At 63.5% G+C, this 13923-nt stretch carries 12 protein-coding genes; 8 read left to right on the top strand and 4 right to left on the bottom strand.

The features are described 5' to 3' along the window. Positions 1-5: 5 nt before the first annotated feature. The 4 genes from B2J69_RS05675 to B2J69_RS05660 form a co-directional block, all read right to left on the bottom strand. Positions 6-791: an ABC transporter ATP-binding protein gene (locus B2J69_RS05675; RefSeq protein WP_081137229.1), complete on the bottom strand. Its 786-nt coding sequence runs from the start codon at positions 789-791 to the stop codon at positions 6-8. 9 nt (positions 792-800) lie between these two features. Continuing rightward, on the bottom strand, positions 801-1667 hold the full coding sequence (gene ntrB / locus B2J69_RS05670) for a nitrate ABC transporter permease (protein WP_081137227.1): 867 nt from the start codon (positions 1665-1667) through the stop codon (positions 801-803). Between the two features lie 11 nt (positions 1668-1678). Next, positions 1679-2929, bottom strand: a complete 1251-nt coding sequence (locus B2J69_RS05665) for a CmpA/NrtA family ABC transporter substrate-binding protein (RefSeq protein WP_081137225.1) — start codon at positions 2927-2929, stop codon at positions 1679-1681. A gap of 257 nt (positions 2930-3186) precedes the next feature. Then, positions 3187-4416 (bottom strand): nitrate regulatory protein, encoded by a 1230-nt coding sequence (locus B2J69_RS05660; RefSeq protein WP_081137223.1) that lies wholly within the window; start codon positions 4414-4416, stop codon positions 3187-3189. A 497-nt stretch (positions 4417-4913) separates the two neighbouring features. On the opposite strand from B2J69_RS05660, the gene B2J69_RS05655 reads away from it, so the two are divergent. The 8 genes from B2J69_RS05655 (at position 4914) to B2J69_RS05620 (ending at position 13917) form a co-directional block, all read left to right on the top strand. Then, complete coding sequence (locus B2J69_RS05655) at positions 4914-5408, top strand: SH3 domain-containing protein (protein ID WP_174580891.1); 495 nt, start codon at positions 4914-4916, stop codon at positions 5406-5408. Between the two features lie 79 nt (positions 5409-5487). Further along, positions 5488-6711, top strand: a complete 1224-nt coding sequence (gene icmH / locus B2J69_RS05650) for a type IVB secretion system protein IcmH/DotU (RefSeq protein ID WP_269087936.1) — start codon at positions 5488-5490, stop codon at positions 6709-6711. Beyond that, complete coding sequence (tssM, locus tag B2J69_RS05645) at positions 6711-8822, top strand: type VI secretion system membrane subunit TssM (protein WP_081137219.1); 2112 nt, start codon at positions 6711-6713, stop codon at positions 8820-8822. The genes icmH and tssM overlap by 1 nt, the downstream gene beginning before the upstream one ends. Positions 8823-8835: 13 nt before the next feature. Beyond that, entirely contained in the window at positions 8836-9534 is a 699-nt protein-coding gene (gene tagF / locus B2J69_RS05640) for a type VI secretion system-associated protein TagF (protein WP_081137217.1), read from the top strand. 36 nt (positions 9535-9570) lie between these two features. Continuing rightward, positions 9571-10698, top strand: a complete 1128-nt coding sequence (gene tagH, locus B2J69_RS05635) for a type VI secretion system-associated FHA domain protein TagH (protein ID WP_081137215.1) — start codon at positions 9571-9573, stop codon at positions 10696-10698. Beyond that, complete coding sequence (locus B2J69_RS05630; RefSeq protein ID WP_081137213.1) at positions 10695-11471, top strand: PP2C family protein-serine/threonine phosphatase; 777 nt, start codon at positions 10695-10697, stop codon at positions 11469-11471. Before tagH ends, B2J69_RS05630 begins: the two co-directional genes overlap by 4 nt. A gap of 14 nt (positions 11472-11485) precedes the next feature. Next, complete coding sequence (locus tag B2J69_RS05625; RefSeq protein ID WP_081137211.1) at positions 11486-12439, top strand: hypothetical protein; 954 nt, start codon at positions 11486-11488, stop codon at positions 12437-12439. 44 nt (positions 12440-12483) lie between these two features. Continuing rightward, positions 12484-13917 carry a serine/threonine protein kinase gene (locus B2J69_RS05620; protein ID WP_081137209.1) on the top strand — a complete coding sequence of 478 codons (1434 nt, stop codon included), beginning with the start codon at positions 12484-12486 and terminating at the stop codon, positions 13915-13917. The last annotated feature ends 6 nt before the right edge of the window (positions 13918-13923 follow it).

Here is a 13923-nt window from a genome sequence, read left to right as displayed (position 1 = left end):
GCTCCTCAGGCTGCGGTCTGTTTTTCATACAGAAAATGCAGCACCTGCTGGCGCAGCTGGTGGTAGCGCGGCTCGTCCGCCAGCGCCACGCGTGAGCGCGGCCTCGGGAGATCGACGTTCAGGATCTCGCCCACCTTCGCCGCCGGGCCGTTGGTCATCATCAGCACCCGATCGGAGAGCAGCACCGCCTCGTCGACGTCGTGGGTGATCAGCACGATGGTGGTGTTAAGCGCCTGCTGGATGCGCATCACGCTCTCCTGCAGATGGGCGCGCGTCAGGGCGTCGAGCGCGCCGAACGGCTCGTCGAGCAGCAGCACGCGCGGTTTCATCGCCAGCGCGCGCGCAATGCCGACGCGCTGCTTCATGCCGCCGGAGATCTCGCCGGGCCGCTTGTGCATCGCGTGGCTCATCTGCACCTGATTGAGGTTGTGCTCGATCCACTCCGCTCTTTCCGCCTTGCTCATGCTCTGCTGAAACACCTGATCCACCGCCAGCTCGACGTTCTGCCAGGCGGTGAGCCAGGGCAGCAGCGAGTGGTTCTGAAACACCACCGCGCGCGCCGGCCCTGGCCCGGCGATTTCGCGGTTGTCGCACAGCAGCACGCCGCTGCTCGGCGCGGTCAGCCCGGCGATCAGATTAAGCAGCGTTGATTTGCCGCAGCCAGAGTGGCCGATCAGGCTGAGGGTCTCTCCCTCATGGATATCGAACGAGACGTTGTCGAGGGCGATAAAGTCGCCGCCCGCGGTGGTGAAACGCTGGCTGACCTGCTGAACGCGAATAATCGGTGACATAGCGGCTCCTTATTTATCCCAGGCAAAACGGCGGGCCAGCAGCATCAGGCCCTGCTCCAGCAACAGCCCCACCACGCCGATAATCAGGATGGCGATGAGGATGTTTTCCACATTGAGGTTGTTCCACTCATTCCAGATCCAGAAGCCGATGCCGAGGCCGCCGGTGAGCATTTCGGCGGCGACGATCACCAGCCAGGCGATGCCGATCGACAGCCGCACGCCGGTCAGCACCGCCGGCAGCACGGCGGGAAACAGGATGCGGCGCATCACCGTCCACTCCGACAGCTGCAGCACGCGCGCTACGTTGAGGTAGTCCTGCGGAATGCGCTGCACCCCTTCGGCGGTGTTGATCACCATCGGCCAGATCGAGCAGATAAAAATGGTCCAGCTCGAGGCGGGTTCGGCGCGCTGAAACAGCAGCAGGCCAATAGGCAGCCAGGCGAGCGGGCTGACCGGGCGCAGCAGCGCGATAATCGGGTTGAACATGCGCGCCACAAAGGTGAAGCGCCCGAGCAAAAAACCGGCGGGAATTCCCACCAGCGCCGCCAGGCCAAAGCCGACGGCGACGCGCTGCAGCGAGGCGAGCACGTTCCAGCCGATGCCCTGATCGTTCGGACCGGCGTTATAGAAGGGATCGGCGAACAGCACCTGCGCCGCCTGCCAGGTGGCGTAGGGCGTCGGAAAGCCGCTGCTCCAGAGCGCGGCGATCTGCCACACCAGCAGCATCAGCAGCCCGCCGCACAGCGCCGGGATCAGCCGCTGAATCAGCGGACGCAGGCGCGCCGGGCGCGGCGCGGGCTTCGGCGTAATATTAAGGGTGACGACGGTCGCCGGCGCGCTGGCCGCGGGCGCGATGATCTGAGCGGTTTTTTTCATGTTTGCCTCGCTTATCGTTTCAGGGCGAAACCGGCGGCGTAGGCGGCAGGATTGCTGCCGTCCCAGACGTTGCCGTCGATCAGGGTGCTGCTGCGCAGTTCGCTTTGCGGCAGCGCGACGTTACCGATGGCGGACGCCGCCTGTTTATAGATGTCGATACGGTTGATCTGCCGCGCCACCGCCAGATAGTCCGGCTCGGCGCTGAGCATGCCCCAGCGTTTCATCTGCGTCAGAAACCACATGCCGTCGGAGAGCCAGGGAAAGCTCACCGCGCCGTCGCGGAAGAAGCGCATCGGGTGCGCGTCCTGCCAGCTTTTGCCGAGGCCGTTCTGGTACTGGCCGAGCATGCGCCCTTCCAGCGTGTCGACTTTGGTGTTGATCCAGGCGCGCTGCGCCAGCACTGCGGCGGTTTCGCGTCGGTTGTCGTCCGAGGCGTCGATCCAGCGCGCCGCCTCCAGCACCGCGGCGGTGAGCGCGCGGGCGCTGTTGGGGTTGGCCGCGACCCACTCGGCGCGGGTGGCGAGGATCTTTTCCGGATGATCCGGCCAGATCTGCTGCGAGGTGGCGGCGGTGAAGCCGATGTGGTCGCTGATGGCGCGCTGGTTCCACGGCTCGCCGACGCAAAAGCCGCTCATATTGCCGATCTTCATGTTCATCACCATCTGCGGCGGCGGCACCACGACCGTGCGCACGTCGTCGAAGGGATGGATGCCAGCGTTGGCCAGCCAGTAGTAGAGCCACATGGCGTGGGTGCTGGTGGGAAAGGTGTGAGCGAAGGTGAAAGCGCCTTTCGGCTGCGCCGCCACCGCCCGCTTCAGGCTGGCACCGTCGGTGACGACCTGCGCCTGTAGCTGGCTGGAGAGCGTGATCGCCTGGCCGTTATTGTTGAGGGTCATCAGGTTGGCCATGTTGTGCTGCGGCCCGGCGACGCCCAGCTGCAGCCCGTAGATCATGCCGTAAAGCGCATGGGCGGCATCCAGCTCGCCGGAGGTGAGCTTGTCGCGCACCGCCGCCCAGCTCGCCTCTTTGCTCGGCTGCAGCGTCAGGCCGTACTTCTTATCGAAACCCTTTACCGCCGCCATCACCACCGGCGCGCAGTCGGTCAGCGGGATAAAGCCGACGCGCAGGCTCGTCTTTTCCGGCGCGTCCGAACCCGCGGCCCAGACCGCGTTGCGCAGCCCTGGCAGCAGGTATGCGCCGCCAGCCGCGGCGCTGGCGAGTAACAACTTACGCCGTGAGGCGGAAAATGGGGTCTGACTCATCGCTCGCTTCCTGAAAAAAGAGAATAAAAAAAGGCGTCCCGCCGACATGCCTGCGCATGCGGATGGACGCCTTTATCCAAAGCACTCTTTTCACCGCCGTTGGCGAAAGAAGTGCGAATTCACTTTAAGCACAGCAAGAGGCGTGCCAGGTCGGAGAAGCCGCGCGGACGCGGCGCGGCGCGTGGCTAAGCCTGACGGATGCACTTTGCTAAGGCGCTCAGCGCACAGCGGTTGTGCATCTACCTCTCACGAGGTAGTCAGGGCGACGCGGGCGGCTGGGCCATCGCCGCCACCGCCAGCACCGCCTGGGCGATATCGATCACGCGTTTGTTCTGATTCATGGCGCTTTTGCGCAGCGCCTGCCAGGCGTCCTGCTCGCTGTAGCGATGCTGCTGCATCAGCCAGGCTTTGGCCTGATCGATGATTCGACGCTCGTCCAGCGTGGCGCGCATTGTCGCCAGCTCATCCGCCTGCCGCTGCAGGCGCTGCGCCTGCTCGCGCACCAGCGACAGCACCGAGCGGCCAAGCTGCGGCGCCAGCCCGTCGCTGTGCAGCCGGGTCTCCGCCTGCGGCAGCCAGTCGGCGCCGCCAACGTAGAGGCTAAAGCTGTTGTCCGCCGCTGGCACCGGCGGCGACGCCTCGCTGTGCGCCGTCTCAATCGCCTGACGACAGCGCGCCATCAGCGTGGCGGTCAGGTGATCCTCCAGGCTTTTCATCTGGTCGATGCGGGCGCTGAGCAGGGAAAACCAGCGCAGCGTGCCCGACTCCTCGGCCTGATCGAAGGTGCAGGCGATGCGCCGCAGTCGCTCGACCTCGCGGCTGGCGGAGGCGAGCGGACGCCAGCGCGCCAGCGCCTCGGCGTCGGCGAACTGGCTGAAGGTGGCGAAACTCTGCTCCTGCGCCGCGATCAGCGCCACCATGCGCTGCCGCTGGGCGTCGCTGAAGCGTCCGGCGGCAAAACCCGCCGAGCCGGTGGCGCGCTCCTGCCCCGCCAGCTCTTTGCCCTGCATAAAGCTGAACAGTGCGATCAGCGCGCGCGAGATATCGGGATGGCTGGCGGTGTCGGCCGCTTCGAACACCAGATTCAACAGCGTGCGGATCACCGCGTTGAACGCCTGCATCGCCTGCGCCTGATCGCGCTCGCCCGCCAGCATCTGCGCGCGCAAGGCGGGGAGCGCCGCCAGCGCCTGCAGCGCGGCGGCGATAAGGTTGCAGAAGCGGCTGTCGCCGGGATGCGCGACGGCGGGCGGCAGCGCCTGGGCGACGCGCTGCGTCGCAGCGCTGACATCCTGCTCACGCGCCAGCCGCTCACGGGCGAACAGTCGCCCCTGCGAGCAGATCCAGATATTGCTGGCGCCGCGCTCGCGCTGTAGCTGATGAATAAGCTCGCTCAGCGCCGCAATCAGCTGGCCGGTATGCAGCAGCCGTTGCAGGCTGGCGATGTCGCTGTCGCGCGATGCCTGGAGATACGCCAGCGCGTCGGTCATAGAGGTCACCTCGGGTGTCGGGTCGCGTGTTTTAGGCAAATCGAAGCAAAAGGCGTGCCGCTTTGGGGAAATAATGCGATCGGGCGCGCGCGGATATTCTGAAAATAAACCGCCGCTTACCGGTGCGCGATCCTCCTTACGTCAGGTGAGCAATTAAAAAAATTTAATAATTTCCTATTCATCGGCGCGCGTGACAGAATACGCTGCTGCACAATTCATCGGCTTACCTCGCCCATTAGTAAATTTGCTTTAACTGTACTAAATGGCGGTATTTTTCAGCTTTTTTACGCAAGCGGTTTCAGGGCGGCTAGCATGGCTGAAGCGCGAGCGCAATGGTTTGAAATCTCAAAAGTCTTAGGTAGACTGAGCAGAGTACTATCCTGATGTAATTTGTCTGTTTTTTAGCTGATGCTGTAGAGGCATGATGCTGCACGCAGGTCGTCACAAGGATGACGATGGCGGCGTATTATGCAGTTACTCTGATGAAATCGAGGAACATGGTGAAAAAGAGTCTTGCGTTAATGCTGCTGGCGACCTTGACCCTGGCGGGCTGTAAAGCGCCGCCGCCGTCCGTCACCGATGACACGCTGGTTACCAGCGAAGTCAACGGCGTGAAGTTAGTTCATCGTCATGCGGTCGCTGCGCCTGCCGAATTTACCCCGGTCAACGAAACCTGGCGCGCGCTCTATGCGGCGTCGGTGATGACCACGCCCGACTATGGCGGCAAGGTGGTGCGCTACCTGGAGAACGGGAAACCCTTTGAGGTGCTGGGAAGCGTCGAAAATCACTGGCTGGCGATCGCCGACCAGGCTGAGGGTCCGCTGATTGGCTACGTGCCGCTGAAGGCGGGCGTGGAGAGCGGCCGCTACGAGGCGACCCTGCGCAGCGATCGCCCTCGCCCGCGCGGTAAGAATAAGCAGGTTTGCGTCGACGTCGGCGGCGCCAGCAAGGCGTGTCGCACCAACGATACCGCGACCTGGATCTTAGACTGATAATGAAATTCGGCGCATATTGCCCTTTTTTACTCCCTGAGTTCGCCCCTCAGGGATATGCGCCTGTCTGGAAGAACCCCTGTTAATGACACAAGAATCGCAGGCCGCAGAGGCTAACGCCTCCGGCAACGATAACCTTCTTTTGCAGGCTGCGGCGCCGCTGCTGAACGCCGTGGTGCAGCTTCGTCAGGCGGTCACGCATGACGATCCCGCTGGCCTGCGTCAGTCGCTGATTGATGAAATCCGCCAGTTCGAGCAGCGCTGTAAGCAGGCCGGACTGCCGTTCGAGATGATCATCGGCGCGCGCTACTGCCTGTGTAGCGCGCTGGACGAAGCTGCCGCGCAGACGCCCTGGGGCACGCGCGGCGTCTGGTCGGGCAACGGCATGCTGGTCACCTTCCACAACGAAAGCTGGGGCGGCGAGAAGTTTTTTCAGCTGCTGTCGCGCATTTCGCAAAGCCCGGCGCAGCACCTCTGGCTGCTGGAGGTGGTGCACTACTGCTTGCTGCTCGGCTACGAAGGCCGCTATCGCGGCAGCGACAGCGGACGGACGCAGTGCGACGCCATTCGCAAGCGCCTGGCGAAGCTGATTGACGAGCAGCGTCAGCCGGAAAGCGCGCGCGTCGCGCCGCTGGTGGAGGTGCATCCGCTGGTCAGCACCCTCTCCCGCCCGATGATCCCGCTCTGGGCCTGCGCCACCGTCGCCGCGCTGATCGCCTGCCTGCTCTACAGCGCCCTGAACTGGCGGCTGGGCAACGACGCCGAGCCGCTGCTGCGCGCCATCTATCAGACGCCGCTGCCGCAGATTACCGTCGGTCGTCGCCCCTCGTCGCCGCAGGCGCTGCTCGATCTGCGCCAGCGTCTGAACGACGTGATTGCCGCCGGTCAGCTCGAAGTCAGCGACGGCGCCTTCGGCAGCAAGGTGATTATTCCTGCCGACAAGCTGTTCGCCGAACAAGGCACCGCCATTAACCCGGTGGGCCGCGCGCTGCTGGCGCGCGTCGCCACGGCGATGAAGAACGTTAAGGGCACGGTGCTGGTGTCGGTGTTTACCGACAACCGACCGGTCGACAACAGCCGCTTCGCCTCCAGTTATGAATTCTCTTTCGCCCGCGCCCGCGCGGTCACGCAGCTGTTGCAAACCCAGCTCGCCGATGGCCACGCCATCCGCTCTGAAGGGCGCGGCGACAGCGATCCGCTGCTGCCCAACGACAGCAACGAAAACCGGACGCGCAACCGTCGCGTCGAGATCACGCTGTTCGCCGCGCCGGAAACGCTCAGTAATCATCAGGGAGCCCAGTAATGCGCGCGTCCTTACGCTCTGTTTTAACTCACCGCCTGCTGTGGAGCTTTATCGGCGTCACGGCGTTGAGCTGCCTGGTCTGGATCCTCGGCCCGTTCTGGAGCTGGGGGGAAACCCGCCCGCTGGAGCCGGCGCTGCCGCGCCAGCTGGCGGTCGGCCTGCTGTTTTTTATCTGGATCCTGTTTCAGTTTATTCCGTCGCTCTACCGCGCCTGGTTCAACAGCAAGCTGCTGAATAATCTGCAGCAGGCCGGCGCGGAGGAGCTTTCCGACCGTCAGGCGACCGAAGAGCTGCTGACCCAGCGCTTCAGCGAAGCGGTGATGCAGCTGAAGCGTCTGCCGTTCAGCCGCAAAAGCGGCGGCTGGCTGGCGCGCTTTCACGCCAATTATCTCTATCAGCTGCCGTGGTATCTGGTGATCGGCGCGCCCGGCGCGGGCAAGACCACCGCGCTGCTCAACGCCGGGCTCGATTTTCCGCTGACCGACAGCGTCGGCAAAACCGCCATTCGCGGCGTCGGCGGCACGCGCCACTGCGACTGGTGGTTCACCGACCAGGCGGTGCTGATCGACACCGCCGGGCGCTACACCCTGCAGGAGAGCCAGCGCGCGCGCGACGCCGGCGAGTGGCACAGCTTTATTAATTTGCTGAAGCGCTACCGCACGCGCCAGCCGATCAACGGTGTGATTATGACCCTTAGCGTGGCCGACCTGCTGAGCGAATCCGCCGAGACGCGCTTCGCACAGGCGAGCGCCATGCGCAACCGCCTGAGCGAACTACACCAGCAGACCGGCATTCACTTTCCGGTCTATGTGATGGTGACCAAGACCGATCTGCTGAAAGGGTTTATGGGTTATTTCGGCGCGCTGGAGAAGCGTCAGCGCGACGCCATCTGGGGCTTTACCTTTCCCTGGGAGCCGGGCAAGCCGCATAAAGATGAGTGGCATCGCAGCTTTAACCAGCAGTTTCACCGTCTCGAGCAGCAGCTGCAGCAGCAGCTCAGCCACAAAATGGCGCAGGAGCGCGATCTTAACCAGCGCGCCGACTGCTTCCTGTTTCCGCAGGAGTTCGCCTCGCTGCGGCCGCTGCTGAATGAGTATCTCGACGTGGTGTTCTCCGCCCAGCAGGAGCCGGTCGCCTGGAGCGCGCGCGGCCTCTTCTTTACCAGCGGCACCCAGGAGGGTCTGCCCTTCGACCGCATCATGGGTGAGCTGAGCCGCAAGCTGCAGCTGCCGCACGCCGGCGGCCAGACCATCGCCGCCTGGGACAGCGTTAACCGCAACAGCCCGATTCCGGGCAACAAAGGCCAGAGCTTCTTTATTCGCGACCTGCTCAGCGACCTGGTGTTCCGCGAAAGCGGCCTGGCGGGCAGCAACCGCCACTGGGAGTACCGCAACCAGCTGTTTCACTGGATCGGCTACGGCGTGCTGGCGGGCGGGCTGGCGATCGCCTCGGGACTCTGGCTGCTGAGTTTTTTCCAGAATCAGCGCTACCTGCATCAGGTGGCCGATCGCGTGCCGGCCATCGTCCGGCAGAGCCAGCAGGTGATCCATCAGCCCGCTGACAATATTTTTGACCTGCTTCCCTTTTTGAATAATCTGGTGAAGCTGCCGCTCTCTGACCATTTTTCGCTGGATAATCCGCCAGTTACCATGCGCGCCGGCCTTTATCGCGGCACCCAGGTCAGCGATGCCGCCTGGGCGCTTTATCAAAATGCGCTAAAGTCTTTGCTATTACCGCGCGTTGCGCAGCAGATCACCAACCTGCTGCGTGACGACAAGGGCGACGATAACGACTACAGCCGCAACGCGCTGCGCGCCTATCAGATGCTCTATCAGCCGCGCAACTACGACGGCGAATTTCTCCGCGCCTGGCTGATGCAAAATTTACAGCGCTCGCTGCCGGAAAACGTCAGCGCGCGCGATCTGCAACAGCTCGACTGGCATCTCAGCCAGCTGCTGGATCAGCAGATTCAGTCTTCGCCCTATGCGCGCGACAATGCGCTGATGATGCGCAAGCTTGCGGAAAATCTGAAAAATGCGGGCCGTGAAGGCAGCGCGCTGGCCGTGACGCCCGCGGTCGACGCGCAGCGATTGACCGCGCATACCGAGTAATGATGAGGTGAGTATGGCTGCGATCGTCGCGCCCGGCTGGTACGGGAAGCTGCCCTCAACCGGCGATTTTTTACGCCACCGGTTGAGCGAAAAACATATCGCGCCCTGGACCCACTGGTTTCAGCAAGGTCTGATGCACTGGCACAGTCAGGAACAGGCGGCGACCAGCTGGTTTCTGCAGGCGCCGGTGTGGAATTTTGTGTTGCCGGTTACGCCGGGCGTGCAGCAGGTGCAGATGGGCTGTCTGATGCCCTCGTGCGATCGCGTCGGCCGCGCCTGGCCGCTGCTGGCGCTGCGCACCTTCCCGCTCAGCCAGTGGCATCCGGCGCAGCTGGCGATCTCCGGCGACTGGTTTCAGGATTTAGGCGCCGCGCTCTACCAGGCGGTGCAGGTGCAGAGCAGCGCCGCGCAGCTGGAGCAGCAGATCCAGGCGCTGCCGCCGCTGATGGTGCCGGAGAATCAGCGCTCCGACATTATGGAGGTGATCGGCTTCGGCGATCTGCCCTGCACCCTGAGCTGGCGTGAGGTAGCGGACCGTTTCGATCCCCAGCAGCACATCAGCTACTGGTGGACCAACCGCTGCGACGGCTTCGCCCATGCGACCCATAAGCACAGCGGCAACCTGACGGCGCAACTGTTTTCATTACTTTTTAACCCGGCGGCAGGCACTCAGCCGGGACGTAACGGCCTCTATCCGCCAATGTTCGAATAGCGGCGTTGCGTTTGCCCATCAGACACGGGATGACCCATGCAATTTACCATTGTGCAGTGCAATACGGATGTTCCGGTAGCCACCGTGGCGTTTCAGCCGCCCGGCGGCACCATCGGCCGTAGCCAGGATAACGATCTGGTATTGCCGGATGAATCGCGCGCCATTTCGCGTCTGCAGGCGCTGGTGCACCTTTCCGCCGACGGCGACTGCCGCCTGACCAACCAGGGCAGCGTGACCTCGGTGGTGCACAACGGCGTCGCGCTGGGTCGGGGCGCGCAGGTGCAGCTGCGCCACGGCGACGCGCTGCAAATCGGCGACTATCAGCTGGCGGTGCAGGATCCTGCGCGCGCCGCGGCGGCCAAAGACGATCCGCTGGCGCTGTTCGTCGACGAGACGCAGCAGGAAGCGGATCCGCTCGGCCTGTTCGCGGTGGAGCCGGCGGAGAACGTTGCCGCGGCCATGCCGACGGCGGCGCGCCACAGCGACGCGCGGCTGGCTATCGATCCGCAGCAAAGCGAGTCGCGCCGCCTGACGGAGGCCGCGCTGCCGGATCAGGAGAAGCTGATTGCCGCGCTGCTGGAGGGCATGGGTCTGAATAACGGCCATGCGACCCCGGTCGATGAAGAGCAGATGCGCGTTACCGGCCGGATGCTGAGCCTCTTTTCCCAGGGCACGGTGGCGCTGCTGTCGTCGCGTCAGATCCTCAAGCGCGGCGTGAAAGCGGATATGACGATGATCCTCAACGAGGCGAACAACCCGTTTAAAATCCTGCCCTCCGGCAAAACCGTGCTGATGCAGATGTACCAGAGCCAGATGCCAGGCTTTATGCCGCCGGAACAGGCGGTGCGCGACGCGTTAGTCGATTTACAGGCGCACCAGCTCGGCATGATCGCCGGCATCCGCGCCATTATTGCCGCCATGCTGCAGTCGTTTAATCCGCAGCGTCTGGAAGAGCAGGCGCGCAGCGAAGGCGTGCTGCCGAAACTCCCCTTTTCGACGGCGCGAAAAGCCGCGCTCTGGGACTACTTTATGCGTAACTATCAGCGCACCGCCGGCGAAATTGAAGACGATTTCCACACCCTGTTCGGCGAAGCCTTCCTGCACGCCTACGACGTGGAGGTTAACCAGTATAAAGATTCGCAGACCCGGACGGATGAAGCATGAAGATTGTATTTGCCAGTCGCTGCCAGCAGGGACTGCGCGATGAGAACCAGGACCGCACCGGCGCGGAGATCAACGAGGATAAAGCCTGTTTTGTGGTGTGCGACGGCGTGGCGGGCCTGCCCGGCGGCGATCGCGCCGCGCAGCTGGTGCGCGACACCCTGCTGGCCGAACTGCACGAGCAGCCCCGCCTGACGCCGGAGAACACCCACGCGGCGATTGAGCGCTGCCGCGAGGCGCTGCGCGAAGAGCAGGCGCGCAACGCGCACGCGTCGCGCATGAGCACCACGCTGGCCGCGCTGTTTATCGATCGCCAGCAGCAGCGCGCCTGGTGGGCGCACGCCGGCGACAGCCGGGTTTACCATTTTCGCCACGGCACCCTGTTCGACGTCACGCGCGATCACAGCCTGGCGCAGCAGTTAAAAGATGCGGGCTATGAAAATACCGGCATTAACAGTAATTTACTCTATAATGCGCTCGGCGCGGACCCGGCACGTCCGGTGACCTTCTCCGCCGAACTGGCGCTGGAAGATGGCGACGCCTTTCTGGTCTGCACCGACGGGTTCTGGCTTAACCTGACGACGAAAGAGATGGAGCAGGCGCTGCGTATGGTCAACGCCTGCGAAGAGTGGCTGGCGCTGATGGAAAAAGCGGTCAGCCGCAGCGTGAAGAAAGATAATCTCAGCGCGCTCTCGGTCTGGATCGGCGAACCTCAGGACGCCACACTGCTCTATTCCGCGGCGGATTCGGCGCGCTTTTTGCCGCCTCGCTACTGATACCAAGGATCCTTATGAAATTGTGGTTGTCCGGCATTGCGACGTTGCTGATCGCCTTTAGCGCGCAGGCCGAAAATTATCGCGTGGTCTATTCGCCCAGCCTGGCGCTGGAAGTTTTTATCGACGACGTTAAAAGCAAAGCGCCCGACGACTGGTGTAAAGAGACGCTGCCGCTGCGCATCGTCTCCGGCAAAAGCACCGATTCCGCCGTGCTGACCACCTTTTTGCCGCGCGTCGGCACCCTGCTGGCCAACCAGTGCGGCACGCTGGACGTGCTGCCCTGGCAGATGACCAATAAAGAGGGCAGCGTGCTGGCCAGCGGCAGCGCCAGCAAACTGCAAAACTGGCGGCCAATCGTGATGGCCGACGCCACCGCCAGCGCCAGCGCGACCAACGCCGCGCCGCTCGATCTGTCGCGCCCGGCGAACAGCGCGCCGCTGCAGCACTTCGACCTGCCGGGCGGCTGCCGCTTCCGCACGGCGTGGGACGCCGACGGCCAGTCGCTGTTTATTCCCGACGGCGCGAAAAGTCAGTGCCCGCACGACGGCTGGCTGGAGGGCAAAAGCGAGATCACCGTGGCGGACAAGGGCAAAACAGGCGCTCTGCCGGTCACCTTCTATCAGGGCTATCCGATCGCCAGTCTGGCGATCGCCGGCAACTCGCTGGAAATCGTGGCCGTGAATAAAGAGCGCATGATCGTGACGCGCGCCGATGCGGCGGATAGCTGGCTGGTGCTGCCTTTCGACCCCGCCAGCCACGTCTGGCGCTTTAACGGCACGCTGCTGGTGAAAATGGACAAGAATATGGCGCAGCAGGATCCTGACGCCGTGAAATCGCGGGTGGAAACGTTGCGCGGTCTTTGGGGGCCGCAGTTTATGCCACAGCAAAAAGTGAATGTGTTACTGATCGACACCCTGCACGCCGATTTGGTTGACCCGGCGATAGGTGCGTGGCGTAACATCAATTAATTACCGCGCAGCCTGCTCGCCAGGCGGTGTTCAGAGAGTTCACTATGTCGGCAAATGATAATCAAAAAGCGGTGCCTAACGCCCTTCCGGCGGGATACCGTTTTAACGAGTTTGAAATCAAGGAAGTAATTGGCGGCGGCGGCTTTGGCATCGTTTACCGCGCCTGGGATCATCAGCTCGAGCGCACCATCGCTATCAAAGAGTATATGCCGGTGTCGCTGGCGGTGCGTGCGGAAGACCTGTCGCTGGAGCTGCGCGGCGAACGCTATCAAAGGCTGTTTACCGCCGGCCTGACCAGCTTTATTCAGGAGGCGCGCCTGCTGGCGCGTTTCAACCATCCCGGCCTGCTGCACGTGCTGCGCTTCTGGGAACAGAACGGCACCGCCTATATGGGCACGCTCTACTACAGCGGCATGACGCTGAAAGAGTGGCAGCTGACCAGCCCCGAATCGGTGAACGAAGCCTGGATCCGTCGGCTGCTGCCGCCGCTGTTTGGCGCCATCAACACCATTCATCAGGCGGGCTATCTGCATCGCGATATTTCGCTGGATAATATTCAGATTCAGGAAAACCAGCTGCCGGTGCTGCTGGACTTTGGCTCGGCGCGCAAAGAGATCGGCAACCTGTCGGATGAAACCGAGATTATGCTGAAGCCGGGCTTCGCGCCGATTGAGCAGTACAGCGAAGAGGGTGAAAACGAACAGGGTCCCTGGACCGATATCTATGCGCTCGGCGCGGTGCTGCACAGCCTGATCACCAGCAACCCGCCGCCGGTGAGTGTGGTGCGCTGCATCGAGGACAACTATCAGCCGCTGGTGGAGCGTCAACCGCCGGGCTATTCGCTGCCGCTGCTGCACGCGGTGGACTGTGCGCTGGCGATGAAACCCGCCGATCGGCCGCAGTCGATTGACGCCTTTGCGGCGCTGATCGACCTGCCGGTAAGCGATGTGGAAGCGGTGGTGACTCGCCTGCAGGCGCCGCCTGAGCCGCCGCCCGCGCCCGTGGTGGAAGAAGAGGAGATCGTCGCGCCCGCACCGGTGGTGATGGCGGTCAATCATGGCTCGGCCAGCGTAGAGCCGGTGACGCCGCGTAACGTGCGTCGCCTCTCGCCGGGCCTGGTGGCGCTGGCAGCGGTGGCGCTGCTGGCCGTGGTGACGGTGACCTGGCTGACCAACCGACACGCGGCGACGCCACAGAGCGACGCGTCCGAAAGCGCCGCGCCCCCCCCAACGGCGGCCGCATCGCCGCCGGTCACCACGCCGGCTGCGCTGGCAACCGTCTACCTCAAGCTGGATCGCGGCGCCAACGTGGTGCTGAACGGTCAGCCTGTCGAGGTGAAAACCGGCAACAACGGGTTTGCCGCGCTTAACCTGGCGGCGGGCCAGTATCGTATCGAGGTGCATTCGGGCACCAGCATGCATGCGCAGTCACTGGTGATTGACAAGCCGGGCACCTGGCTGCTGAATCCGGGCAACTAGCGCGCT

Origin of the sequence: Pantoea latae (assembly GCF_002077695.1) — a bacterium.
GTDB lineage: Bacteria > Pseudomonadota > Gammaproteobacteria > Enterobacterales > Enterobacteriaceae > Pantoea > Pantoea latae.
This window is presented reverse-complemented; position numbering and strand designations above follow the sequence as displayed.